This window comes from Amazonocrinis nigriterrae CENA67 (assembly GCF_016056305.1).
GTDB classification, from domain to species: Bacteria; Cyanobacteriota; Cyanobacteriia; order Cyanobacteriales; family Nostocaceae; genus Amazonocrinis; species Amazonocrinis nigriterrae.
In genome coordinates, this window is sequence record NZ_JAECZC010000001.1 from 161,632 (window position 1) to 185,117 (window position 23,486).

Annotated in this window: 21 protein-coding genes and 4 pseudogenes; 10 read left to right on the plus strand and 15 right to left on the minus strand. The window is 38.7% G+C overall.

Translation table 11 applies throughout. The features are described from left to right. Together I8748_RS00715 and I8748_RS00720 are read left to right on the plus strand one after the other, a co-directional pair. Window positions 1-215, plus strand: a pseudogene (locus I8748_RS00715) (hypothetical protein); the annotation flags it as partial. A 289-nt stretch (window positions 216-504) separates the two neighbouring features. Further along, window positions 505-1,497: a DUF2278 family protein gene (locus I8748_RS00720; RefSeq protein WP_198122796.1), complete on the plus strand. Its 993-nt coding sequence runs from the start codon at window positions 505-507 to the stop codon at window positions 1,495-1,497. 148 nt (window positions 1,498-1,645) lie between these two features. Here I8748_RS00720 and I8748_RS00725 read toward each other — a convergent pair whose 3' ends face one another. The 3 genes from I8748_RS00725 to tyrS all read right to left on the minus strand — a co-directional run bounded on the left by I8748_RS00725 (window position 1,646) and on the right by tyrS (window position 4,328). After that, window positions 1,646-2,296: a hypothetical protein gene (locus I8748_RS00725; protein WP_198122797.1), complete on the minus strand. Its 651-nt coding sequence runs from the start codon at window positions 2,294-2,296 to the stop codon at window positions 1,646-1,648. Between the two features lie 81 nt (window positions 2,297-2,377). Then, window positions 2,378-3,097 (minus strand): orotidine-5'-phosphate decarboxylase, encoded by a 720-nt coding sequence (pyrF, locus tag I8748_RS00730; RefSeq protein WP_198122798.1) that lies wholly within the window; start codon window positions 3,095-3,097, stop codon window positions 2,378-2,380. Between the two features lie 34 nt (window positions 3,098-3,131). Continuing rightward, window positions 3,132-4,328 carry a tyrosine--tRNA ligase gene (gene tyrS, locus I8748_RS00735; RefSeq protein ID WP_198122799.1) on the minus strand — a complete coding sequence of 399 codons (1,197 nt, stop codon included), beginning with the start codon at window positions 4,326-4,328 and terminating at the stop codon, window positions 3,132-3,134. A 173-nt stretch (window positions 4,329-4,501) separates the two neighbouring features. Between tyrS and I8748_RS00740 the strand changes: the two genes are divergently transcribed. Next, window positions 4,502-6,430, plus strand: a complete 1,929-nt coding sequence (locus I8748_RS00740; protein ID WP_198122800.1) for a transglycosylase domain-containing protein — start codon at window positions 4,502-4,504, stop codon at window positions 6,428-6,430. Window positions 6,431-6,498: 68 nt separating this feature from the next. Here the strand turns inward: I8748_RS00740 and I8748_RS00745 are convergent, their stop codons facing one another. Further along, window positions 6,499-6,822: a DUF1825 family protein gene (locus I8748_RS00745; RefSeq protein ID WP_096558619.1), complete on the minus strand. Its 324-nt coding sequence runs from the start codon at window positions 6,820-6,822 to the stop codon at window positions 6,499-6,501. Between the two features lie 439 nt (window positions 6,823-7,261). Between I8748_RS00745 and I8748_RS00750 the strand changes: the two genes are divergently transcribed. Next, window positions 7,262-7,636 (plus strand): NINE protein, encoded by a 375-nt coding sequence (locus tag I8748_RS00750; protein WP_198122801.1) that lies wholly within the window; start codon window positions 7,262-7,264, stop codon window positions 7,634-7,636. A gap of 14 nt (window positions 7,637-7,650) precedes the next feature. Further along, a complete protein-coding gene (locus tag I8748_RS00755) occupies window positions 7,651-8,184 on the plus strand; it encodes a helix-hairpin-helix domain-containing protein (protein ID WP_198122920.1) in 534 nt (177 codons plus the stop codon). An 89-nt stretch (window positions 8,185-8,273) separates the two neighbouring features. Here the strand turns inward: I8748_RS00755 and lepB are convergent, their stop codons facing one another. Next, window positions 8,274-8,846 carry a signal peptidase I gene (lepB, locus tag I8748_RS00760; protein WP_198122802.1) on the minus strand — a complete coding sequence of 191 codons (573 nt, stop codon included), beginning with the start codon at window positions 8,844-8,846 and terminating at the stop codon, window positions 8,274-8,276. Window positions 8,847-9,762: 916 nt separating this feature from the next. On the opposite strand from lepB, the gene I8748_RS00765 reads away from it, so the two are divergent. Next, window positions 9,763-10,449, plus strand: a complete 687-nt coding sequence (locus I8748_RS00765) for a PHP domain-containing protein (RefSeq protein ID WP_198122803.1) — start codon at window positions 9,763-9,765, stop codon at window positions 10,447-10,449. A 220-nt stretch (window positions 10,450-10,669) separates the two neighbouring features. Here I8748_RS00765 and I8748_RS34845 read toward each other — a convergent pair whose 3' ends face one another. From I8748_RS34845 to I8748_RS00785, 6 genes are all read right to left on the minus strand, one after another. Next, window positions 10,670-11,044, minus strand: coding sequence for a hypothetical protein (locus I8748_RS34845; RefSeq protein WP_225896263.1), 375 nt, complete (start codon window positions 11,042-11,044; stop codon window positions 10,670-10,672). 11 nt (window positions 11,045-11,055) lie between these two features. Next, on the minus strand, window positions 11,056-11,826 hold the full coding sequence (locus I8748_RS00770) for a cysteine desulfurase family protein (RefSeq protein ID WP_225896264.1): 771 nt from the start codon (window positions 11,824-11,826) through the stop codon (window positions 11,056-11,058). A gap of 95 nt (window positions 11,827-11,921) precedes the next feature. Next, entirely contained in the window at window positions 11,922-13,748 is a 1,827-nt protein-coding gene (locus I8748_RS00775; protein ID WP_198122804.1) for an ATP-binding protein, read from the minus strand. Then, window positions 13,745-13,891, minus strand: a complete 147-nt coding sequence (locus I8748_RS34850) for a hypothetical protein (RefSeq protein ID WP_225896265.1) — start codon at window positions 13,889-13,891, stop codon at window positions 13,745-13,747. Before I8748_RS34850 ends, I8748_RS00775 begins: the two co-directional genes overlap by 4 nt. Window positions 13,892-14,015: 124 nt before the next feature. Next, window positions 14,016-14,432 (minus strand): DEAD/DEAH box helicase family protein, encoded by a 417-nt coding sequence (locus tag I8748_RS34855; RefSeq protein WP_225896266.1) that lies wholly within the window; start codon window positions 14,430-14,432, stop codon window positions 14,016-14,018. Next, window positions 14,417-15,790 carry an HNH endonuclease domain-containing protein gene (locus tag I8748_RS00785; RefSeq protein WP_198122805.1) on the minus strand — a complete coding sequence of 458 codons (1,374 nt, stop codon included), beginning with the start codon at window positions 15,788-15,790 and terminating at the stop codon, window positions 14,417-14,419. Before I8748_RS00785 ends, I8748_RS34855 begins: the two co-directional genes overlap by 16 nt. A gap of 117 nt (window positions 15,791-15,907) precedes the next feature. Between I8748_RS00785 and I8748_RS00790 the strand changes: the two genes are divergently transcribed. The 4 genes and pseudogenes from I8748_RS00790 to I8748_RS00805 form a co-directional block, all read left to right on the plus strand. Continuing rightward, window positions 15,908-16,129 (plus strand): hypothetical protein, encoded by a 222-nt coding sequence (locus I8748_RS00790; RefSeq protein WP_198122806.1) that lies wholly within the window; start codon window positions 15,908-15,910, stop codon window positions 16,127-16,129. A gap of 111 nt (window positions 16,130-16,240) precedes the next feature. Further along, window positions 16,241-16,630 (plus strand): annotated as a pseudogene (locus I8748_RS00795) (DUF4351 domain-containing protein); the annotation flags it as partial. A gap of 72 nt (window positions 16,631-16,702) precedes the next feature. Next, a pseudogene (locus I8748_RS00800) lies at window positions 16,703-18,032 on the plus strand (IS701 family transposase). A 49-nt stretch (window positions 18,033-18,081) separates the two neighbouring features. Further along, window positions 18,082-18,597: pseudogene (locus I8748_RS00805) on the plus strand (DUF4351 domain-containing protein); the annotation flags it as partial. Window positions 18,598-18,690: 93 nt separating this feature from the next. On the opposite strand, the gene I8748_RS34860 reads toward I8748_RS00805, so the two are convergent. The 4 genes from I8748_RS34860 to I8748_RS00815 all read right to left on the minus strand — a co-directional run bounded on the left by I8748_RS34860 (window position 18,691) and on the right by I8748_RS00815 (window position 23,119). Next, window positions 18,691-19,350, minus strand: a complete 660-nt coding sequence (locus I8748_RS34860; RefSeq protein WP_225896267.1) for a hypothetical protein — start codon at window positions 19,348-19,350, stop codon at window positions 18,691-18,693. Then, on the minus strand, window positions 19,347-21,200 hold the full coding sequence (locus I8748_RS34865) for a hypothetical protein (protein ID WP_225896268.1): 1,854 nt from the start codon (window positions 21,198-21,200) through the stop codon (window positions 19,347-19,349). The genes I8748_RS34860 and I8748_RS34865 overlap by 4 nt, the downstream gene beginning before the upstream one ends. Before the next feature lie 363 nt (window positions 21,201-21,563). After that, on the minus strand, window positions 21,564-22,205 hold the full coding sequence (locus I8748_RS34870) for a hypothetical protein (protein ID WP_225896269.1): 642 nt from the start codon (window positions 22,203-22,205) through the stop codon (window positions 21,564-21,566). Between the two features lie 17 nt (window positions 22,206-22,222). Then, on the minus strand, window positions 22,223-23,119 hold the full coding sequence (locus I8748_RS00815; RefSeq protein WP_318781171.1) for a DUF4007 family protein: 897 nt from the start codon (window positions 23,117-23,119) through the stop codon (window positions 22,223-22,225). Window positions 23,120-23,486 lie beyond the last annotated feature (367 nt).

The window sequence follows — 23,486 nt, forward strand, 5'->3', positions numbered from 1 at the left end:
ATATAGAAAATGGTTGCCATGTGGAAATTACTCATCTGCTAATTCAAGATCATCCTTGGTGGAGTCTTGCCTTTGAAGCCTTTGGTGAAGATGCTCATTTGATGGACAATCTTCAGGAAACAGCCAGTCGGGTATTCAACACATATCGCGGGTCAAAATTACAAGCACAGAATTCCTACGGTTACCCCCATTGGCTAGCACTTGTCTGTCGGTAACTGGTTACACACAAGTAAAAATCACCCTATAGGGTACTGTCATAGCTAATAATACTGAAGCAGTATGTTATTAATATATTGCTTTTATAGTTAAAAAGTATGCTAAATAATTCGGGGTATCCACTGTAAATAACAGAGTTTAAAAGTTAGTGGTCAGTTGTCAGTGGTCAGTGGTTAGTGGTCAGTTGTCAGTTGTTATTCCCTTTACTCCTCTGCTCCTCTGCTCCCTATGCTTCCTCTTCCTTCTGCTTTTACACCTTTAAATTAAGGAGAAATTAAGGAGAAATAGATGGCTTTAAAAAATTACGGTGTTCTGAAAAGTCGGGCTATAAATCGCAAACTTGGAGAAGGTTCTAATCCTCATTACCAAGTGCTTGTGACTGACGAAAAACAACAGTATCGCATTGCTATCAACGTCAAATCAAAGGAAAGTCCTTCAGAATTACTGTACTTTGTAGACGAAAATTTTTCTCATCCTATTACAAAGGAACTACAAGAATTAGATGCTGGGTTCCATGAGTTGGTAAAGAAACCTGGAGGAATGGCTTTAGATTACATTCGGGGGAATTTTTTCGATACGAGTCAGATGAAACCGTTACCATACAATGTGCCAGGGCCAGATAACGACCTCAACGAATTACTAGAACTATACATTGCACGGGCGATCGCATCACCAGATGCAGTCCTTTACCCCTTTGGCGAAAGGTGGGGGCCAGAAACAGATGTGAAGGACAAGTATTTTGGTTTTCTTCCTGGTAATGGTATTCATGATATTCACATGAATCAGGGTAATGCGGCTCAATTTCAAAAAGATAACGGTGTTTGGCAAGATGGCGGACTGCTGATTCATTATCCAACCCGGAATCAGTGGGTAGGTATCTTCTTAGCCTTCCAGTCCCAGTCTTTCCACACCGACGACACCACCGGCAACAGAATCGATGTGGTAATTCCACCGACAACTGCGGCAATTCGTATTGTAGCTGCTTTGGTGAATCCGCTGGGAGACGATGTAGGCAAAGAGACAGTCAGTTTAATCAATACCTCAGCGGAAAAAGTAGACTTAAATGGTTGGGCACTTGCAGATCGAACCAAGCGCAAGCAACGCCTCAGTGGCATTATCAATGCAGGTGAAGTTGTGAAAGTGCCTTTAGCTAAAGACGGCATCCAATTAGACAATAATGGTGGTATCATTACCCTTTTAGATGACAAAGGAATCAAAATTGACGGTGTTTCCTACACTAAAAAAGATGCCCAAAAACAAGGTTGGACAATAGTGTTCTGATTTTAATAGTTTTTTTTTCTTCGTGTCTTCGTGTCTTTTGTGGTAAAAAAATTTGAACCACAAAGACACAAAGCCACAAAGTTTTTTCAAGGCAGATAGGACTAGCCGTTTGAATATAGTTAATTGAATAACTTTAATTGTATAAGTCTCACTGTCGCACGCTTCCTGCCTGGCAATCCCGTAACCAGGCTTTAACTCCTTGGGCAATAGTGCCATCAGTGCTATCCCGTGGAGGTGATTGTAGTTGTTGCGCTGGATATGAACCTGTTTGAGTAAACATCATCACCAGACGCCAACCATTTTTAGTTTTCGTCAAAAATAGCCAATGAAATTCTTGTAATTCTACGACTTTTTGATTGATGTACTGCCGTTGCAAGGTAGTAAAAAAAACTTGCTCAACTCCTGTTGCATCACTTTTTTGTCCATTTGTGTTATTTTCGCCGAAATTTAGAGGCAGAGGCTGAAACTCAGGTCTTCCTGCCACTAGCATATAACCGTAAGCTTCGCTGCTTCTGCTGCGACGGCGGGCACGTTGAGTAGCACGGTTAGCATATCCAGGTAAATCGCGCAATAGTTTAGTAGTTAATATTTCTAAACTTTGCTCAGAACAAGAAGACCTCACCCCGCTACTAATACCTCCTTTTTCCGTAGGCGAAGAGGAGGTGAGGTTCTGCGAGAATGCTGAGTGATTAAGACTTGCTATGAGAAACAAGCAGCTGCAAGCTACAAGCGACAATCTATAACTTTTCTTTCTGACTCCTAGTTGGAAAAAGGGAGTCGGGGAAGAAACCTTTTTCATGGCAAGGTTAGTGGGTTTTTCCCGTGAATGAATAGCTGCAAAAAGTTACTGAGGAGTAGAGAGTGGGGTAAGAAACCTTTTTCATGCCACGGTGGTTAATTCCTCAGAAATTCTCTTCCAAGCTAACTCAGGTTCAGCCGCTGCTGTGATGGGACGCCCAATTACCAAGTAATTGGCACCGGCTTGAATAGCTTGTGCTGGGGTAAGCGATCGCTTTTGATCTGCCATGTTAGCCCAAGTTGGACGTACACCAGGACAAACTAGGAGAAAATCATCTCTACAAGTTTGGCGTAATTGTGCCACTTCTAGTGGTGAACATACAACTCCATCTAACCCCGTTTCTTGAGCCATTAATGCCATTTCTAGGATGTATTCTGGCAATTCTAGGGGAATTTTCAAATCAAAAGCCAACTGTCTAGCAGAAATACTTGTCAGCAGAGTAACGGCAATTAATTTAGGTGGTTCTACACCAGTTTGTGCCGCCCCTACCTGCACCGCCTCAGTTGCAGCTTTTAGGGCATCTCTGCCACCAGTAGCATGAATTGTCAGCAAATCAACCCCATACCTAGCCGCAGCCCGACAAGCACCGGCAACAGTATTGGGGATATCGTGAAACTTTAAATCTAGGAAAATACGCTTTTGCCGAGACTTGAGTATTTCCAGGATTTTCGACCCGGAACTAGTAAACAATTCTAAACCGACTTTCCAAAAACCCACTTGCGGCAGCTGATCCACAAGGGCGATCGCACTTTCCACATCCGGCACATCCAAAGCCACAATAATTCGTTCTTCTACATTCATCGCCAATTCCCCATTCCCAATTCCCAATTCCCAATTAAGGTACAAGCCTGACAAACTTATTTTTACCGACTTGTAAAACTTTACCGTGTAAATCACTGGGTTGCTGGAAAACAAGATCGGCATCGGTGATGCGATCGCCATCTAGCCGCACTCCACCCTCTTGAATTTTCCGCTTGCCTTCTCCGGTACTTTTACACAAGCCGCTGACACCGAGGATATAAGCTAACTTAGCAGGAAACTGCGCCACCGCAGTTAAAGAAAATTCTGGAACTGCACCTTCTTTCCCGCCTGTTTTCGCTGCTTCCTTGGCTTCATTAGCTGCTTGTTCGCCATGATACTGCCTGACGATTTCCCATGCTAAAAGTGTCTGGCGATCGCGGGGATTTTCCGGTAGTTTGTCTAAAGGTAAATCTGTCAACAGTTCAAAATACTGTTCCAGTTGATTATCTGGCACTCCTTGTAGTTTCTGATATTTTTGTGCAGGGTGTTCTGACAAAGCCACATAATTACCTAGCGACTTCGACATTTTTTGTACCCCATCAGTACCGATTAAAATCGGTAGCAGTAAACCAAATTGCGGTTTTTGTCCAAAATGCCGTTGCAAATCTCGTCCGACAGCGATGTTAAACTTCTGGTCGGTTCCCCCTAATTCCACATCTGCTTCAATGGCAACAGAATCATAGCCTTGCATTAATGGATACAGGAATTCATGAATAAAAATTGGACTCTCCTTTTTATAACGTTCCGCAAATCCCTCTTTGGCTAGCATCTGCCCCACGGTCATGGTAGACAGTAACTCCACAATTTTCCCTAAATCAAGCTGGGAAAGCCATTCAGAGTTATAACGCACCTCTAACCTTCCTGGTGTGTCAAAATCCAAGATAGGGCGCACTTGGTCAAGGTAACTCTGGGCATTTTGCGCTACTTCTGCTTCTGTCAGTTGGCGACGTACCTCAGATTTTCCTGTGGGATCGCCGATGCGAGCCGTAAAATCACCAATAATTAGCACTGCTGTATGACCTGCATCTTGAAACGCTCGCAGTTTACGCATTGGTATGCTATGACCAAGATGAATATCAGCACCCGTAGGGTCGATTCCATATTTGACTCTTAAAGGTCGGTTAGTAGTTACCAAGCGTTTCTCTAAACTTTCACTTTCACTGTCAGCATCAGTTGGTTGTGGGAAAATTTCCACTGTCCCACGATGCAGCCAAGAAAAATTTTGCGTCATACTAGGAGATTCGCTATTAACTACGTTTTTTACTTGAGAAGTTAGGTTGGTTATACTCACTGGCAACTTGTCCGTTGTTTCATCTGCCAAATTAATATAATTGCAAAAAATTAACCGCCTTGCTTCATTCCATGAATTACAGTTATATCTACAAGTGAGGAAGTGAAATCGCCGTGTCGTCTTCTAGGACTTTTGAAAATAAGCAACCACAACGCCGTACTTCATCGGGTTTTGAGTTCTTAAAAGGAGTAGGTCAAATCACTGGCGGTACTCTGTTATCAATCACGATGTTGACAAGCTCCATTGTAGCTGGAGGGCTAGTTGGCTTAGCCATTAGTTTCCGTAATTTGCCAGATGTCAGACAGCTACGTAACTTTTTCCCGTCAGAAACGACTTACATCTATGACATTAAGGGCAAACTGTTAACCAGTGTCCACGGAGAAGCTAACCGGGAAGTCGTACCCCTAGATAGAATTTCTCCAAATCTGAAACGGGCTGTATTAGCCAGTGAAGATAGTCATTTCTATGATCACCACGGTATCAACCCCACGGGCGTCGGACGTGCTGTGGTAGTCAACTGGGTAGCAGGTGGAGTGCGAGAAGGCGGTTCTACCATCACCATGCAGTTGGTGAAAAACTTATTTTTGTCTCAAAAACGTGCCTTCACCCGCAAACTAGCTGAGGCGGTACTGGCGATTAGGTTAGAGCAAATTCTTAGCAAAGACCAAATTTTGGAAATGTACCTCAATCAAGTTTATTGGGGTCATAACAACTATGGTGTACAGACAGCAGCACGGAGTTACTTTGACAAGTCAGCGGAAAATTTAACCATAGCTGAATCAGCAATGATGGCGGGTTTGATTCAAGCACCAGAAGAATTCAGCCCCTTTGTCAGTATGAAGCTGGCAAAACAGAAACAAAAGGAAGTGCTAGGGCGAATGCTGGAATTGAACTGGATTACCCAGCAAGAGTATGATGATGCTCTCAAGCAAGAAATTAAACTTGGTAGAATCAGGTCTTTTCAAGGTAGTGCCCTACCCTATGTAACTAATACCGTAGCGCAGGAGTTAGCTAGAAAGTTTGGGCGCGACACTCTTCTTAAAGGCGGAATGCGGGTGCAAACTACAGTTGATGCCGATTTCCAAAAAATGGCTGAAGAAACTGTTATCAAGTGGCACAACACATTACTCAGTGAAGGATTATCCAAAAATCAAATTGCCTTGGTGGCAATTGATCCGCGCACACATTTTGTCAAAGCATTAGTAGGTGGTGTAGACCCCAAAACCAGCGAATTTAACCGTGCAACCCAAGCGCAACGCCAACCTGGCTCTTCTTTTAAACCATTTGTCTACTACACTGGCTTTGCTAGTGGTAAATTTACTCCAGATTCAATAATAGTAGATGCCCCAGTCAGCTATCGAGATGGTAACGGTTGGTACTACCCCAGAAACTATGATGGTGGCTTTAGTGGGCCAATGCCTATTCGTACTGCCATAGCCCAATCACGCAACATCCCGGTAATCAAGGTTGGTAAAGCTGTGGGGATGAATAGAGTCATAGAAACTTGCCGTACCTTGGGAATTACGAGTCCGATGGAACCTGTGAGTTCTCTACCTCTGGGTGCGATCGGTGTTACACCATTAGAAATGGCTAGTGCCTATTCTACATTTGCCAATTATGGTTGGCAGTCGCCACCTACGGTCATTGCCCGTATCACCGATAGTAGTGGCAACGTTTTGTTAGACAATACTCCTAAACCGCAGTTAGTTCTCGATCAGTGGGCATCGGCAGCAATTCTTGATGTGATGCAAACAGTGGTAAATAGCGGTACTGGTAAAAATGCTGCTCTTGACGATCGCCCAGTTGCAGGTAAAACTGGTACAACCTCATCAGAAAAAGATATTTGGTTTGTAGGTACTGTGCCGCAATTAACAACTGCTGTCTGGGTCGGCAGGGACGACAACAAACAATTAGCTCATGGGGCCACCGGTGGAGTGATGGTGGCTCCCATCTGGCGTGATTTTATGCAAAAGGCTCTCAAAGGTGTACCTGTGGAAAAATTCAAGTCACCTTCTCAGTTTACTCGCCCCAAATCTAACTAAAATTAGGAGTGATGAGTGATGAGTTATGAGTTTACTGATAACTCCTAACTCCCAACTCCTAACTTTTCTTAGGGCTGCTTTTCTAACTCGGTTTTCATCCTTTGGAGGGTGAAATGCATTTGTTCAAACATCTGTTGGGGAGTCACACCAAATTGACCTAGTTGAGTTTTTAGCTGTTCCATAGTCATTTGGGCCATAAAATCTTCTGATAGCTCGAAGCGCTTCATAAAGATGCGATAGCGATCCATCATGGCTTCCATCTGTTCAATAAACAGCTTTTTGCCCTCGCGGTCAAATTTGCCGTAGCTGTTACCAAGCTTGATTAATGCTTGATAATCTTCAAACAGCTGCTTTGCTTCTTGCTGAACTATGTCAGAGTCAAAGAATCCCATGTTATTTTTATTTAACTGAGTAACAACACTCAGGAGTTTATATTTTTGTCTCTATTTTTATTCTAGTTTAGGGAACTCGTCTCAAAAACAAGCTTCGGTTTGAGTACGGTTTTTTACCGAAATTTCAACACTTGACCAAACCCTTTGGGTAGGGAATGGGGAATGGGGAATGGGGAATGGGGAATTTTGTCAGTTGTTAGTTGTTAGTTGTCAGTTGTCATTCTCCCCCATCTCTCCATCCCCCTCATCCCCCTCATCTCCCTCATCTCCCTCATCCCCTGTCTACCTTTTAGTGGCTGATAGGTTAGACCTAAATTAATAAAATGGATTTATGTATTGCTTGCAAGCAGGATTTCTACAATGCTGAATTGATCAAGATAAGTTGCTAGTATGGCTATCTTATTCTAGGAACTGTGGTAGTCGTGGATGAATTGAGAATATGTTGACCAAGCGCAAAAGCCGAAGCGTTGCCGCTATTTTAGCTTTTTCTGGCACGCTAACAATTTCAGGTTTACATAAATTTTATTTGGGACAGCCGCTTTGGGGTGTGTTGTATGTTTTGCTTTCTTGGACACCCATCCCGAAAGTGGCTAGTGCTATTGAGGGAGTGTGGTATTTAGCCCAGGATGAAGAAGCTTTTGATCGCAATTTTAATCTGGGTAAGTCAGCTGTTAAGATTTCACAGCAGGCTAGCAATCAAGTAGGAGCGATCGCTGATGCTTTACGTGAGTTAGATGCTCTGCGTCAGGATGGACTAATTTCTGAGTACGAATTTGAGCAAAAGCGCCGCCAGTTGCTCGACCAAATTTCTTAATGCAAGCAAAAATGATGAACAACTGGCTACCTTTAAATCTCAAGTTGCAAAAACTCCGTGCCAAGCTCCTCAATGACCCTTACTATCGATTACAGTCTGGGGAAGAAATTCAGATAGCTGCCAAATTAGGTGTTCGTATTGATGCTAATCAAGCGACTGTGGACGATTGGTTACGTCTACCTGGTTTGTCGATTCACCAAGCGCGATCGCTTGTGGAGCTTTCACGTTCAGGTGTGAAATTTTACTGCATTGAAGATATCGCTGCGGCTTTGAGTATGCCTGTACAGCGACTCGAACCATTAAATCCCTTGCTAATTTTTAGTTATTACGATCACGAATCTTTAGATAAACCTACGCAATTAATTAACCCAAACACAGCAACAGTTGAGCAGTTAGCAAAAATTCCCTTTATAGATTTGCCTCTGGCGCAAGCAGTGGTGGAAAATCGATTATCGGCAGGGCCTTATCGTAACCTTGTGGATTTCCAGCGAAGGTTAGAATTATCTGGTGATGCGATCGCTCAGTTGATGTATTACTTACGCTTTTAAGTTGTTAGTTGTCAGTTGTCAGTTGTTAGTTGTCAGTTGTTAATTGTTCGTCCTTAACTACTGACCACTGACCACTGACCACTAACTAATTAAATAAACCCAATGCGGTCGAGAGGCCAAAAGCGGAATGCTGCCCGACCAATGATATTTTGTCTAGGTAAAAAGCCCCAGTAGCGAGAGTCGTTACTATCGTTACGGTTATCGCCCATGACAAAAAAGTTGTCTTCTGGGACTTGCACTGGTGGAAACGGCTGATTAGCTGGTTCAGCAATGTAATTTTCTTGCAAAGGTTGACCGTTGAGGTAAACTTTGCCGTTAGCACCACTAATTATCTCTCCAGGGACACCAATCACCCGCTTGATAAAGGCTTGGTCTTTGGGATATCCCCGACGTTGCAGTTCTGCGGGAGGCTGAAAAACGATAATATCTCCAGTTATGGGAGGGTGAAAACGGTAAGAAATTTTTTCTACCACTAAGCGATCGCCTGTATGTAATGTCGGTACCATTGAATCTGAAGGTATATAGCGGGGTTCGGCAATAAAAGTCCGAATAAATAGCGCCAAACATAAGGCGATCGCAATCAGAATGACATTTTCCTGCCAACTACGCCATACTTTTGATGACGCAGAAGCTTGTTTCACATCACTTTCCTGAGGAGTCATAGAAGTTTTCAGCCAGTTTAAAAAATTGAACAAATACCTTGATTATTTTGACGCTAAAGGTATACTTGTAAACAAGCTGGGTTTTAGAGTGACCCATACAAGCTTGAATACTAGGGTTATTGCATCTACCATCGTTAAGCAAAAGTACTGGCAATTAACTATGACCTTTGTGAAAAAACACAAGCTAAGGATTAGGGTTACTAGATAAATAATTAAGAATTCTAATCCTAATTCTTGCAATTATAAGGCAAGGTTTTAGTACATTACCAGCTTTACTCCTGAAAAAGCTAGTTGCCGAATGTTACAATAATGTAGCTAGTTGCTTTTTTGACTGATTGAAAAATAGCTGAGTACAGAGTGCATTTTGGTAAAATTTAAACAATTAATCAGTATTGACTACTGATTTAGAAAAAATTATAAGAGGAATAAAAAAAGTTAATATTTATACAATTGCTAAGCATTGATTTGAGCCACCCGTAACTGAAGCCTAGTAATTCTTGGTTTTACCAGTCAATGTATGCTGTAAAAATTACCTAAATACATAGACTAAATATTTATATAGCTCACGCAGTTAATCAAAGAACAGAATGTGCATTGGCAAAACTGCAAGCTGCTTATAAGTTCCTTATTTTTTACACATATTCTAGACAGAAGTTGGATTGGAAACATAAAAATAACTGTTTGTCAACATTTAAACCTAATTTTTAAACATTTTTTAGTTGCGTTTATCAAAGCAATCCAAAATACTCATGACCGTAATCATTGAGATTTGCTAAGGTAGTCTTAACATATTGAAAAAATTTGCTTTTCTAGCTTCAGATATAACATCCAACACAATTGAAGTGCTGGTAATTTTCTGTCTATAGGTGTGGTGTGTTGGCGTGTAAAGAATTACTTATGTTTATCAGAGGGGGTTATGGTTGTAAATTTGACTCAAACATCTGCTTCCACAGAACTGCTAAAGCAAGTATTCCAGAGGATTGACGCACATAGTTGTCCCACATTATTTAATTTTCATATGCATACTGTCCACTCAGATGGAAGGTTGCAACCATCTGTATTGATGGAACAGGCGATCGCGATCGGTCTGAAAGGTTTAGCTATTACCGATCATCACTGTATTGATGGATATCAAGCAGCACGTGTGTGGTTAGAGGATTGGCAGTGGAACAATCCTGAGAGCAGGATTCCACACCTATGGAGTGGTGCAGAAATTAATGCTAATCTTTTGGATAATGAAGTTCACATTTTAGCTTACGCATTCGAGCTAGAACACCCTAGTATTAAACCTTATCTGCAAAAAAGGCCGATTACAGGCAAAGGATATGAAGCAATCAATGTGATTGCAGCTATTCATGATGCTGGGGGATTAGCAGTGCTTGCTCACCCAGCTCGTTATCGGCGATCGCATTTTGATTTAATTCCGGCTGCGGCTGAAAGCGGAATTGATGGCGTTGAAACTTTCTATGCTTATAATAATCCGTCACCGTGGCGGCCAAGTGCTAGAGAATCAGAACAAGTGCAACAGTTGGCTAGTGAGTATAGTCTTTTAAATACCTGTGGTACTGATACCCACGGATTAAACTTGCTACAACGGTTGTAATTGTGCAATTAAGTTTGCTTAAAACTCCTGGTTTAACAGCCAGGGGGTTTCTTATAGCAAAGTGCTGAGTGCTGAGTTCTGAGTAGGAAGCCAGTTGTTTATTGGCATTGAGCAATGAACATTATCCTAACCTATGTGACTACGGCTATCTATATATTTTGAGATTGTGAAAGTCTGACTATTTTAGATTGAGCTACTTAATTAGTTTTTTGTATATTTGTTAGAGAAGTTGGTAAATTTGATTTACTGCGGTGATTATCACAGAGGATGCCTTTGCAACTTCTGCTTTGGTTGTGAATTTACCAATACCAATTCTTAACGCTCCCTCAATCAGATTTTCCGAAAGATTCATAGCTTGTAAAACGTGTGATGGTGTGACAACACCTGATGAACAAGCTGCACCCGTAGAAATTTCTAACTGATGACGAACTCTAGCAATGATGGCAGTGTTGGGAATATTAGGGATAGAAATATGTAAGTTCCCTGATAAACGGTTATTTAAGTCGCCATTCACCATTAAATCAGGAATTGCAGCTTTGAGTAGGTTTTGCACCTGATCTCGTAAAATTGCGATCGCAGTTTCATCTGCGGACATTTCCACTTGTCTCAATTGATCAATTGACAAGCTTCCCCCAAGCCAACAATTCCGGGTACATTGAGCGTACCTGATCTGAGTCCCTGTTGATGTCCGCCACCGTAAATCAGTGGTTGAAGATGATAACCTTTTCTGACTACTAATGCACCTACTCCTTGAGGTGCATAAAGTTTGTGTCCAGAAATAGCCAGATAGGTAATACCCCAATCTTGAAAGTTGAGGGGAATTTTACCAACTGCTTGGGAAGCATCGCATAAAAAAGGGATATTGTAGAAGGATGCGATCGCTCCAATTTTTTGGATTGGGTAAATTGTCCCTACTTCATTATTTGCAGCCATCACACAGAGTAAGGAAGCACCAAAAGAGCATACCTTTTCCAGATGTTCTAAATCAATTTGAGCTTGTTGATTGACTTTTAACCAAACAATTTCCGCTAGTCCTTTTTTAGCTAATGCTTTACAAGTATCTATAACTGCTTTGTGTTCCACTGGCGAAACAATTATTTTCGCGGGAGTATTTTGTTGATTAATATGTCCTTGAATTGCTAAGTTAATGCTTTCTGTTGCACCAGAGGTAAAGATAATTTCCTTGGGAGAAGCATTGATTAATTCAGCTATTTGTAGACGAGCTTGTTTAACTGCTTGTACTGCTTGATCACCATAACCATGATCTACACTATTAGCATTACCAAAAGTAGTAATCATATAGTGCATGACTTTTTCAGCTACTCTAGAGTCTACGGGAGTAGTTGAATGGTAATCGAGGTAGATTATGTTAGTCATTTTTTTAACGCAGAGGAACGCTAAGTAAACGCAAAGGAACGCAGAGAATTATGATAACAACTCTCTGCGCCTCTGCGCCTCTGCGTGAGCTTTCATCATAACTCATTTTCTAAAAATCTTCTGGCAACTCTTCCCCAATCAATGCGAGTATCTTGAGCATTAACTTTACGTTGACCATCTGGTTGTTCATCCTCATATCTTGCCCATGCCATTAATAGCAACTTTAACCCATCTAAAGAGTTAACTAACCGAGAACGTAAAGTATCTATATCGGCTTTATCTACATCTTCCTCTAAAATTTCTACTAAGTTTTGATAAGCAGGATGATTAGTATTTAATGTAACTATTATTGCTCCTCCTCTGGGTTTAACTGAGAAGAAAGCAGGAGTATCAAGAGGAGCTTCAACAAAAGTATATTTTAAGCCATCATCTACTGTAGTAGCTGCTAATAATTCGGCTTGAGTTTCCGTAACCCCTTCCTCCTTTAAAGTTTCTTTAATAACCTGTTTTCGTTCTGCTTTTGGTAATTGCTCATCTGCATCACTTTTACCTTTATAACCCTGTGATTTACGTTCTTGAGTAACTGTAGTTGCTACTTTTTCAGGTTTATAAGGATCATGGCGTTTTTCAGTGGTGCTACGAGTACCTTTTGTTTGTGCTTTGAGTAAACCACGGATAACGCTTAATTGAGTCTTGATTTTGTAGGCTATATCTAAAAGAGAATTTTTTGGGTCTTCGTCTTCTTGAAGTTCTTCTTTAAGTTGAGTAACAGTTTTTCCATTATCTAATAAAGATTCAATATCAAATTGCAGAAGTTCAGCAAAGTTACGAGCCGATTGTTTATTATTGGTAACTCCAAAAATATCATCAAGAGAGGGCGGAAATTCTACTTCTATTCCCCACCATCTTTCCCTTGAATCATAAGCAATCACTATTCCTGTATCTATATCTAATTCTCTACCAGCACGAACTACAGAAACGCCAACATTTTTAGCAGCGTGTTTGCCATGAAGTAAATCACCAGGATTTTTTCCTGGTTCGGCTTGGCGGGCATCTTCTTTTGCGTAGGAGAAACGCACTTTTACATCATGTTCTTTATCTTTAAAATTAATTCTAAAAGGTACTTCGTAAGATGTATCACCTTCCCACGGACGAAACATTGCCTGATTATCAAATGGTGCAGGACATGAGGTTTTTTCCATTAGATAACCTGGGTCATTAGGAAGAGCGTATTTTTCTACAATCAGGTCATATAAAGCATCTAAATCAAATGCCACCATGCGGATTTTGACTTGACGGCTATTGATAAATTTGCGATACATTCTGCCAATCACAAATTCAGAATTATCAATAATTGCTTTTCCGGTTCGCCATATACAACGGTCGATTTTTGACCAGACTACTAATGTGCCATTGTCACCAAATTTTTGACCGATTTTTGTCCAAATCATCGGAATCGGTTTAGCAGTAGGTTCTGGGACTTCGGTCATCCGCCGATTTTTGATTTCATCTAAATCCAGGTAACTATGCAGTGTATTTTCTATGCCATTTTGCCATGACCACACATCTACCCGTTGACATTGAGAAATAGAGGACGAAGGTAAACCCATACCAAAACGTCCGATTCCGGTATGTTTATCTTCGTCTAAATATGTACCATTGTCAAATTGCAGGGCGAGACGTAAAACTTTAGCGTCCATCCCACAACCATTATCTAACACTGCTATTTGTTCAATACGCGATCGCCTTCTTCCCTCTACTTGTTGCTTACGTTCACCACACAGTAACTCTACTTGGGATGCATCGGCTTGAATGGCATTATCCATTAATTCTGCGATCGCATAAGCAGCGTTTTTATAACCGTTATCGCGCATAGCTTGGACTGCGAGGTGAGTCGGCACGATATCATGGGCGTTATTCATGGGTTTTTCCTCCAAACGTCTTCCCAATTGTGAAAAGCTGATGCAACTGAATTAAAACCAGGGAGTTGGCTATCTACAACCGTGACAATTTCGGCGGTAGCATTACCCCCAGCTTTGAGTCCGCGAATGGCGCGTCCTACCATTTGGCTGTAGAGAACAAGGGATTTGGTGGGACGGGCGATAACGGCGGCGCTGGTTTTGGGTGCGTCGAAGCCAGTGGTTAAAACGCCGTAGTTACATAAAATCTTGGTTTGCTGCTGTTCGTCTTTATAACTCGGTGTTAATATCAGCCCAAGTCCGTCCGGGTGTGGCGGTTAAACCTAATAAGGCGGTTTTTTCGTAGGGGACGACGAGGGAATCTAAGACAAGTTTATAGGTTTCGGCAACTGCTTGATGGGCTTCATCGATAATTACCAATGAACAACGCACACCGAGTTGATTAATAAAGCGAATACTCTTTTTAGCGGCGTGATAGACTTTGGCTAATCCTGCTACTACTAAGCCGTCTTGGGCTTGTGCTAAGTCTAACTCATGGTTGCCCCAGAAGCGGTAAGTGGTGGTGGGGCGATCACCTAAACAGTCCCAAGCTTTCTCAAATTCTGTAACCGCTTGTTCGCAAAGTTCTTCACTATATGCTAACCAGATTACTAGAGTGGGTTCATTATTTCTCAGGCATAAATCCAATTAGGACTAAAACCTTGCATAGTTGCTAAACAAATTAAAGGTTGGATAGTTTTCTCATAAGCATTAAAAAGAATTTCTAAGTTTAACAAATCCTCTGCTTGATTAACTTTCAAATCTGCTACAAAGGATTCAATATCATTAAACCACTTTTTTTGAGTAACGTTTTGCTTATAAATGGTTAAGCCCAAATGTTGTAATCTTATAAAGTTTTGAAGATATTTTTCTGATGGTAAATTATTAGACTTAGAAGAATTAACAGATGTTGTAGTTGGAATCAAATTCCATAATTGATCATGAGCAACAAATGACCAAGGCAGATAATGATCTAATGAAATCTCATCTTTATCCAATTTAATTTTAGAATAAATACATTCAATATCTTGATATTGTAAAATAGTTTTCCAATATTGAGTTTGATGAACTAAGGAATCTCTTCCTTGTGGCATAAATAATTTATTCACTACATTGGGAGTACTAGGGTTTCTTTCTTGCATATAATTTAACCATTCCCAATATGCCCAGCCCCGAACTATTGTGTAATGTTGCTCTAAATACTGAATCCAATCTGGATGTAAAATAATAGCGTTGCAATTTTTCTGGTCTTCAGCATTAAAACAGTATAAAGGCTTTTTACTATTAAATTGATTATTCGCTAAATTAATTATAGTTGGATTAACATCATAATCTTTTAATCCTCTAGTTTCTTGTGTAAAAAAAGGACGAATTAAACGATAAGAAACATAGCGATTAATAGAGTTAATAGTATCCTCAATATTTTGATTGTTAATAGTATTTCGTAAAAGCTTTTTATCTGTGTCTCTAAACTTTAAAATCGGTTCTGTAATTTCTAGCTCAAGAGTATCTAATTTATTAGCAATTTGGTCTTGTGTCCCAAAAGATAGTTTAAAATATTTGTGAGGATACCAAGCATTAGCCAACATTTCAACAATAATCTCTCGAAAGCTAATAGGTGATAGGGTATCGAATTTTCTTCTTTTGAGAATATCTAATAATGATAAAAAATAGAGATATTTATAAGAATTAGTTGTATCTTTAAAAATTTGTGCTAAAACTGTAACATTAACTTGGCCTGATAGGGGCAAGTCTTGATTGATAAGTTGATTTTTAAATAATGTCAACTTTCCTAGATATGCTTGAATGAAATCATTTGCAGCTGATTTATTAATCTTATTTAATACCTTAACGATTTCTGCAACACTTTCAGCTGTAGGATCGATTTTTTCGTGATACCAACGGAAGACAATCGGACGCTCAACTCCTAAACCTGTCGCCAGTTGGCTTTGGCTGATGTTGTAAGACTCTAAAACCTGTTTTAGTGCTTGTCCTGCTTTTCCCATAATCTCCATTATTACAGGACAGGAAGCAAAATTTTGTTAATTTTCATGATAACTAATATTTAATTTTTGTTATCACATGTGATAACAAAGGCACTAGAAAAATTAAACAGGTGAATTATGGCAGAAGAATTTGTGACACCAGAAGATGACAACAGCAATCAATTCCAAGTAAATAGAGAAAAAATTAAACACATATTAGTCGGTAGTCCTAATGTAGTGAAGAGGACTATTCATCTGTTGCATACTGTAGGTTATGCAGAGGTAGGTTCTTGGTCTAAACCTGTAATTGCAGGTAGTTTAGGTGAATTAGGCGATATAGTGACTGTATTAATTAGATAGCAAATCTAGGAATAAAAGGTGTAGGAAGTTGGTACGATCGCGCAGGAGTGGCCACCATAGGCGATCGCGCCAGTTCTTTATGATTTAAATAATTAGAGGAAACCTAATTGAATGACGCGCTTCATACATGATAAATTCGCTAAAGATTATTTAGAAGAATTGCTAAAAGATTACGGAGAAGTCAAAGCATCAGAAAAAGTATCAGGAGAGGTTAAAGAAATAGATGTTTTATTTACTCCTTTTAAACAGCAAAACTCTAATTTACAAATACTGGGTTTGCTAGGAAGATTTGCTGAAAATCCTGCAATTATAGAACCCTTCCGCAATCCAGCTTCTACCGATGAAATATGCGACTGTATTCTAAAATTATTAGAAGTAAAGGCTTTCTTAAGACGAGAAGCAAAAGCTAATAAAACCAAACTTCAAGACTCAGAAATTCCCCAATTGTGGGTTATTACACCTACCGTATCTGAAACTAGATTGTCTAGCTTTGGAACTATCCCTCTTCTGTCACTTTCCGGGTATTCTGAATAAAAGAATAAAAAAAGAAAACCCTGAAAGGTAAGTGGGACAATGGATGTAGAGTTACAAATCCTCAAACATTTAGCAAGAGATGCTCACCCAACAGTTGCCATCATAGATGAATATTGTGCAGAGTATAAAGACCTGTTTAAGGAAGTAAGAAATTATGAGTGCTTCAAATATTTACACATGGGGATAATATCAACTATAAAACGAAAATCGTTACCAGAGATAGCAAAGGTAGTGAGCATAAACTCAGCCCAGTCATTACATCATTTTTTAGCAAATTCAGATTGGTCAGTAGATGAATTAAAACAACGAAGATTAAATAAACTCAAGCAAGCACTAAATGGTCAGACGATGACAGTAGTAATAGATGAAACCGGAGATAGAAAAAAAGGTAAAAAGACGGATTATGTATCTAGACAATATTTAGGAAGCATAGGGAAAGTAGATAATGGAATAGTTTCAGTTAACGCCTATGGAGTTTACGCTAACATAACTTTTCCATTAATCTTCAAAGTATTTAAACCAAAAGGAACACTAAAGGAGTCAGATAAGTATAAAACTAAAATAGAGTTAGCATCAGAGATAATTACAGAGTTAATGGAATCAGGCTTCAATATTGAATTAGTATTAGCTGATAGTTTATATGGTGAAAGTAGCCAATTTATTAGAAAATTAGCAGAATATAACTTAGGTTATGTGGTATCGATTAGAAGTAATCATGGAGTCTGGTTGCCTTCAGGTCAAAGTGTTAGGGCAAATAAGTGGTGTAAATTCTCTAGAACCTTTAGCAATCAAAAATCACAGACTAGATATATCCGAGAAATAATTTATGGTAAAAAAAGAGCCATAACTTACTGGGAAATAACTACTGACCCAGAAACCTTACCAGAAAATTCTACCTGCTTCGTGATGACGAATCTTCAAGGGAATTTGAAGAAGATTTTAGGCGACTTATATGGATTAAGAACCTGGGTAGAATATGGTTTTCGCTACTTGTAAACAGGAATTGGGGTGGACAGATTACCGTTTCACTAATTTCCAACATATTGAGAGATGGTGGGAGATTATTTTTAGTGTTTATACGATGATTAGTTTAAATTCTCCAGTCTTCTTAGGCTTGAATCAATCTCATCAACTAGAGACTGAACCACAAGAAAGTAATGATGTTGATTTTTCTAATCATCCACAATGGAATCATGAATCTGGATGGAAGAATACTTTAAATAATCTGCGTCTTATTATCCAACCACTTTTACTATTTTGGTTGATTTATCCCTGGTTAAGTATTTTCCCTAATTCAGATTTGTTACTAGGATTCAATCATTTAATTGCCGCCATGAATCAATTTAAACCCTGTTATTCTTCTGGATGATTTAGCTTCTTTACTACTTGCTTATTTCGGAGAGTGACAGAAGAGGGATATACAAAAAGAAGATTGGTTCTCAGGAGTACATTTTCTACCAGAAGCCTTGAGGACAGCAATTGTAGCAATACATCAACTACCGCAAACACCAGAAACATTATGGTTAAGGCTTTTAGGTAGAGGAAACGTTCAGTCACAAGCGATTATCGAGTTGCAAGCGTTACCATTAAATCATCCATACCTGGAAGCAACACTAAAATTAGTTTACAACTTGCGCGAAAATTTGAGAGTAAACCAAGAATTAGAAGCAGATGATCGGGAGTTAATTATGCGACTAGAACCACTTTATCAAAGAGATAGAGAACAAGCTAAACAAGAGGGAAGACAAGAGGGAAGACAAGAGGGAGAACAAGGTTTAGTTATACGCTTACTCAATCGCCGTATTGGGGAAATTAATGAATCATTAATCGAGCGAATCAAAGGATTATCCATTGAAAAATTAGAAAATCTAGGAGAAGCATTACTAGACTTTTCTACTGTGGCTGATTTAGAAACTTGGTTGAACCAACAATAAGGATAAATCATCACTAGTAGATTTTTGATAACTTAGTCGGGGATAGTTTCTCCGACTTTTTTAAACAAAATTTGAATTTAAAAAATTCCTCTTTTATCCGAAGCTTTTACCTTTGATATTTTCATCAACTCGCTTCTCTTCAATTTTAGTAACTGCATCTAGCAAATCAGAAATTAAAATCCGTTCACTCAACTTTGCTAAAATCGCTTGTCGTAACTGCTGATCATCAGGTAATTGATCCAGAATTTTGTCAACTATCTCCTCAACTTGCAATTCTCTGCCATGATCTACCCATACCATTCGATTGAGATCATTACCATCGGGACGAGTTATGGTAATTCGTCGGACTTCAAAACCTTTGCCTTTGGCGGCGACTTCCTTTTGCAAAGCTTCCAGATTCTTAAATCGTCGCACCAAATCCGCTAACTTCATTTCAAAAGCGATCGCATCTTCATCTGTCCACGACTCAGCAGGTTTATCCGCTACAATCATCACCAAAGCTTCCAACCACTGAGAATCACTCTTAGTTTCATCCGATGCTGCACGAATAAAGCGTTTTAGTAAGGGTTCAATACATTTTTCCGCTAAATAATTCGCCCTTACCCGCAAATCTTCCCTGAGTTTTGTTTCCTGACTTCTGACACCAAAGCCTTCATAAATCAGTTTTTGACAATCACTCAATAAATGATCGTAAGCCGTATGAATCTCTCTGAGGGCATGAACTAACTTAGTGCGTAAATTTTTCGCTGTCACCCCATCATCTCCGGCTTCGGTGCGGTGCCAATGGGAGGTAGATTACAAGCTATTGGTAAAGCTTTAAATAATAATTCATCAGGTTCAACAGTAGTTTGTAATGCCTTTAAAATTGCTCTAGGTTCATCTGTAAGCCGTCGAGTTTGTTGAGTATATTTAGGCAGTTTTTTGACAAATTGATAAAGAGGAGTAACCACTGTTAACAAAGTTGCATTACGCACTTTACTCAATTTTTTTAACTGGGGATTGCGTAAAATAGCTTCTAATTCTTTAAAAACTTCCGCCCTTAACCCAACTACTGCAAAATACTTAACAGCAAACCGTTCAGGATATTTGACTAATAATTCAAAATGTTCTGTTCCTAATACTGGAATAAATGTCCCGTCCTGATAAAGTCCCAAATCATCAGCGTGATATAAAAGTACCGCTGCTAAAATAACAGGAATTGCACCTTGTTTCACACCGTAGGGAGGTGCTGCTAAACATTGATAAAGTAGATCAAAACTTTGGCTTTTTTCTGTTGCTGCTAAACAAAAATCCTCAACCGCTTCCCACAGCGAATTTAAACCCGAATCTTCCAATGGTGGGTAAAAATCCCAATAATCATCTTCCTGACGATGAATCCCTGTTTGTTCTAACAGAGAATAATACATACTCACTTCAGCCCCATAACCTTCTAAGCCTAACTTCTCTTCATTTTGATGTTCCAACATAGCCTGAATTAATTCTCGTCTGGCTTTCACCCCTTGAGAGGTTAAATCTCGACGGTTAATTAATTCATTCCACAAAATTGCACTGCGATGATAGACGCGATCGCAAATATCAGAAAGCTTACTATTAAAGTCAGTAATGTTGTTGATTCTTTCGACTTGTCCTTGTATCCAACATTGCTGATTTACCCCTATACTGAAGGATTGATTCAGAGTCTCATCTAAAAATCCTTCAGCTTCTTTAGCGCGATAATTTACCTCTTTTCTCGCTACACCGTCAGTTTGCAACTCTTTAGCCGTTCTTTTGATATTACTTAAAGCTACAAATTCTAAGGTACGAATTCGCAAAATATCTAAGTTAGCTGCACTCAAAATTACCAATGGTTTACCATCAGTAGTTGTGGAAGGAACAGAATTAGGAATTTCTTCATCTAGCCAATACCCCACAAAACCATCTGCATCTACACTACTACAATGTAATTGATGCAAATCTTGGGAATTATCTAAATAATGGCGTTCAAAATAACGTAAAGTGCCCGTTTGATAACTGTGACGTTGTGCTACTAGAGGTTTGAGAGGACGATAGACAGATAATAGTTTAACTATAGGCGATCGCTCTTGTTCTATGTAATTATTTAACTCACTATCAACATGAAAATCAGAACCTTGCCAAATCCGTAATTCATCCAATTGACGACGATGAGTAATTAGGTTCTGTTTTAGTAGTTGATCAATAATTTGTTGCCAATAATTAATCTGGGTTTGAGAAGGGCGATCGCACATTGCTAATGATACTAAACTTCGAGTCGCCCTCATGGAACCTGTAACTGTAATCAAGTTCAAAATCCCAATACTTTTTAGTACCCTCAGACTATCTTCTTCTAAACGGTTAGTAGCATCACTAATTAAATCTTGAACTTCTACCCATCTTTGCAAATTAGGTCTGGAAGCTAAACCCATTCCTGCGGCTTCAATAAAATAGTCATAAACTCGATCTAATTTCAGATTTGGCAAATAATCATCTTTAACTGTTACTTCTTCTAGAAAATTACGAAATGATAAAGGTTCCCTACTAGTTAAAAATGTGAATAAAGAACGGTCATTTTGTGCATAACGCTGACACAGTGTTGGTAATGCCAAAGCAGATAAAGGATGTAGAGGATAAACTGCTTTGATAACTTCATCAGTTACTTCTTCATCTACAATTGTTGATTCTAAATGTTGAAATCATTCCTCAGAATAATTGCGAATTGCACAAATTATTGGGTCTGCTGCTGAAGAGTCAATTGCTTGACCAATTAAACTCATCATTTGTCCAGATGATTCAGTAAAAGCAATATCCTCAAACCGCCCCTGAATCTTTGCCCATTCATTTCGTTGAACCGTTGCTAATCTTTGACTATATTCTGCAAAAGCTTGATGTAAAATACCTAAAATATAAATAGGAGTTTTACTATCTTTTGGTAATTCAGCTAATTGTTGTAAAAGATATAAATCTTCATCTCATTGAACATGAGCAGCATACTCTAAATTCTTACCCAGTTCATCAATAATAATAAAAATTCCAGTTTGAGATTCCTTGGCTAGTTCTAACACCAAATTAGGAATTTCTTTACTATCAACTTTACCTCCACCATTAATTTCTGCTCCTAAATCTACCAACTGACGAACAACATTAATTTTGTTCCTTTGGCTAGCAGTCCAAAAACTTTCAACACCTGTTAACAAAGCCCTGATAATGGTATGACTAATCGGTTCTCTTTGTCCCGTAGCTACAGCCCTAATTAATCCTACTGGATTAATTTTTTCTTGTATTAATTGATAGATATCATTATCTTTACCTAATTTATCTTCAGCTATTGCTAAAGCTTTAACGTGCATTTTATTTTGAGGATTAGCACATAGTGAAATTAAATAATGAGCAAAAGCAGATTTGCCAGTACCATAGACACTCGTTAAAGTCCAAGCTCTATTTCCTACATCAGAATTAAAACTATTTACAATGCGTTTGAGAGAATCAATTGCTCTTTTAGTCAGAACATAACCCTCTAATGCTTCTACACTATCTAAATCTCTTTCTAAATTGATTGAACGAGAATAGCGACGCTGAAGATTGAAATAATGGGATAGCTTTTTATTAGTCATGTTTTTACTAATTTTTATCAAGAATGATAATATTGCTCTAAAATTTTTTCAGCTAAAATCTTTGGTTCATCAGTAAAAGATAACTGAATTAAGCCGGCAGTATCAGAAAGAATTATCGCATCAAATTCTTTAGCTACTGTCTCAATAGCCTCACATAAAGTATTTTCTGTCAACTTAAACACCATCCCTGGACTACCCTCATCATAAAGTAGACTAGGGATATTGATTGTCTCTCTTCCCTGACTTACCCAGCTAGCATATTTTAAACAAGTAGCTACTATAACTTGTACGGGTAAATTTGCTTTTGCACCAATTTTAAACTGATAATTTTTTCCAAAATGACGTATTAAACCCAGTTCGTTAAAAGGACAATCAATAGAATCTTCGATTGGGGTATTGTCTCGAATCAAATCCTGTGTAGCATACATTCGTAAAATACAATTTACATCTTTAACAAAAGAAGATTCCGCAATATTTTTGTTGAAATTCCTGATATAATCCTTCAATCCTGTTAAAATATCTTCTTTTGTAAACTCTAAATCCCTAAATATATTAAAAATATAATACCAAGCAGCAGCTTCACAAGTAGGTTTTAACAGATTCCAATGTAATAACCATAATGATGCCGGATCTTCTAAATAAGAGTCCCATCCATTGTTACCTAAAAGTTTTTCTCCAAATGTTGTCGGGTAATTATTCTTATCAATAATTTTGAAAGCACTACACCAATAACGAATAGCACGTACCATATTTTTACCAACACCCAAATGTACAGGTGCATCATCCTGTAAGAAAATTCCTGGATTTTTATTGGCTGCATCAAATCCTTTTTTCAACCACCCAAAACGAGGATGAAAAGTTTCATGGTTGGCAAATACTGGATTGACTGGATTTTCAATTTGTTTTTGGATCACGATAGGATAGATATAATAACTATTTTCGTTATTATGACTCAAAATATACAAAAATTAATTAATTTCAATAAAAATATTTATATTTGTTTTTGATGAACAAGTTGGTATTCCAGATATTTAAGCAAAAACTATAAACTAAATTTTTGTGAATCAAAATACAAATATACCTTTGAATTTGTTTTTTTGATTACTGCTTTAATAGTATTTAATTGAAAGGAACCCACAAGTTTATTAGTAATTAGCTTAAAGGCAGATTAGCCATAATGAAGAAATCATACTCAATAATACCTTTTTTGTTGAGTTAAACAAACTTCACCACTATAGTAGATTGATTTCTATCTTTCAAAAACAAGCAGCTAAAATCGAA

Coding starts and splice junctions, on each gene's coding strand:
- I8748_RS00720 (WP_198122796.1), top strand. CDS start 505: ATGGCTTTAAAAAATTACGGTGTTCTGAAAAGTCGGGCTATAAATCGC.
- I8748_RS00725 (WP_198122797.1), bottom strand. CDS start 2,296: ATGAAAAAGGTTTCTTCCCCGACTCCCTTTTTCCAACTAGGAGTCAGA.
- pyrF (WP_198122798.1), bottom strand. CDS start 3,097: ATGAATGTAGAAGAACGAATTATTGTGGCTTTGGATGTGCCGGATGTG.
- tyrS (WP_198122799.1), bottom strand. CDS start 4,328: ATGACGCAAAATTTTTCTTGGCTGCATCGTGGGACAGTGGAAATTTTC.
- I8748_RS00745 (WP_096558619.1), bottom strand. CDS start 6,822: ATGGGATTCTTTGACTCTGACATAGTTCAGCAAGAAGCAAAGCAGCTG.
- I8748_RS00750 (WP_198122801.1), top strand. CDS start 7,262: ATGTTGACCAAGCGCAAAAGCCGAAGCGTTGCCGCTATTTTAGCTTTT.
- I8748_RS00755 (WP_198122920.1), top strand. CDS start 7,651: ATGAACAACTGGCTACCTTTAAATCTCAAGTTGCAAAAACTCCGTGCC.
- lepB (WP_198122802.1), bottom strand. CDS start 8,846: ATGACTCCTCAGGAAAGTGATGTGAAACAAGCTTCTGCGTCATCAAAA.
- I8748_RS00765 (WP_198122803.1), top strand. CDS start 9,763: ATGGTTGTAAATTTGACTCAAACATCTGCTTCCACAGAACTGCTAAAG.
- I8748_RS34845 (WP_225896263.1), bottom strand. CDS start 11,044: ATGTCCGCAGATGAAACTGCGATCGCAATTTTACGAGATCAGGTGCAA.
- I8748_RS00770 (WP_225896264.1), bottom strand. CDS start 11,826: ATGACTAACATAATCTACCTCGATTACCATTCAACTACTCCCGTAGAC.
- I8748_RS00775 (WP_198122804.1), bottom strand. CDS start 13,748: ATGAATAACGCCCATGATATCGTGCCGACTCACCTCGCAGTCCAAGCT.
- I8748_RS34850 (WP_225896265.1), bottom strand. CDS start 13,891: ATGGTAGGACGCGCCATTCGCGGACTCAAAGCTGGGGGTAATGCTACC.
- I8748_RS00785 (WP_198122805.1), bottom strand. CDS start 15,790: ATGGGAAAAGCAGGACAAGCACTAAAACAGGTTTTAGAGTCTTACAAC.
- I8748_RS00790 (WP_198122806.1), top strand. CDS start 15,908: ATGGCAGAAGAATTTGTGACACCAGAAGATGACAACAGCAATCAATTC.
- I8748_RS34870 (WP_225896269.1), bottom strand. CDS start 22,205: ATGACTAATAAAAAGCTATCCCATTATTTCAATCTTCAGCGTCGCTAT.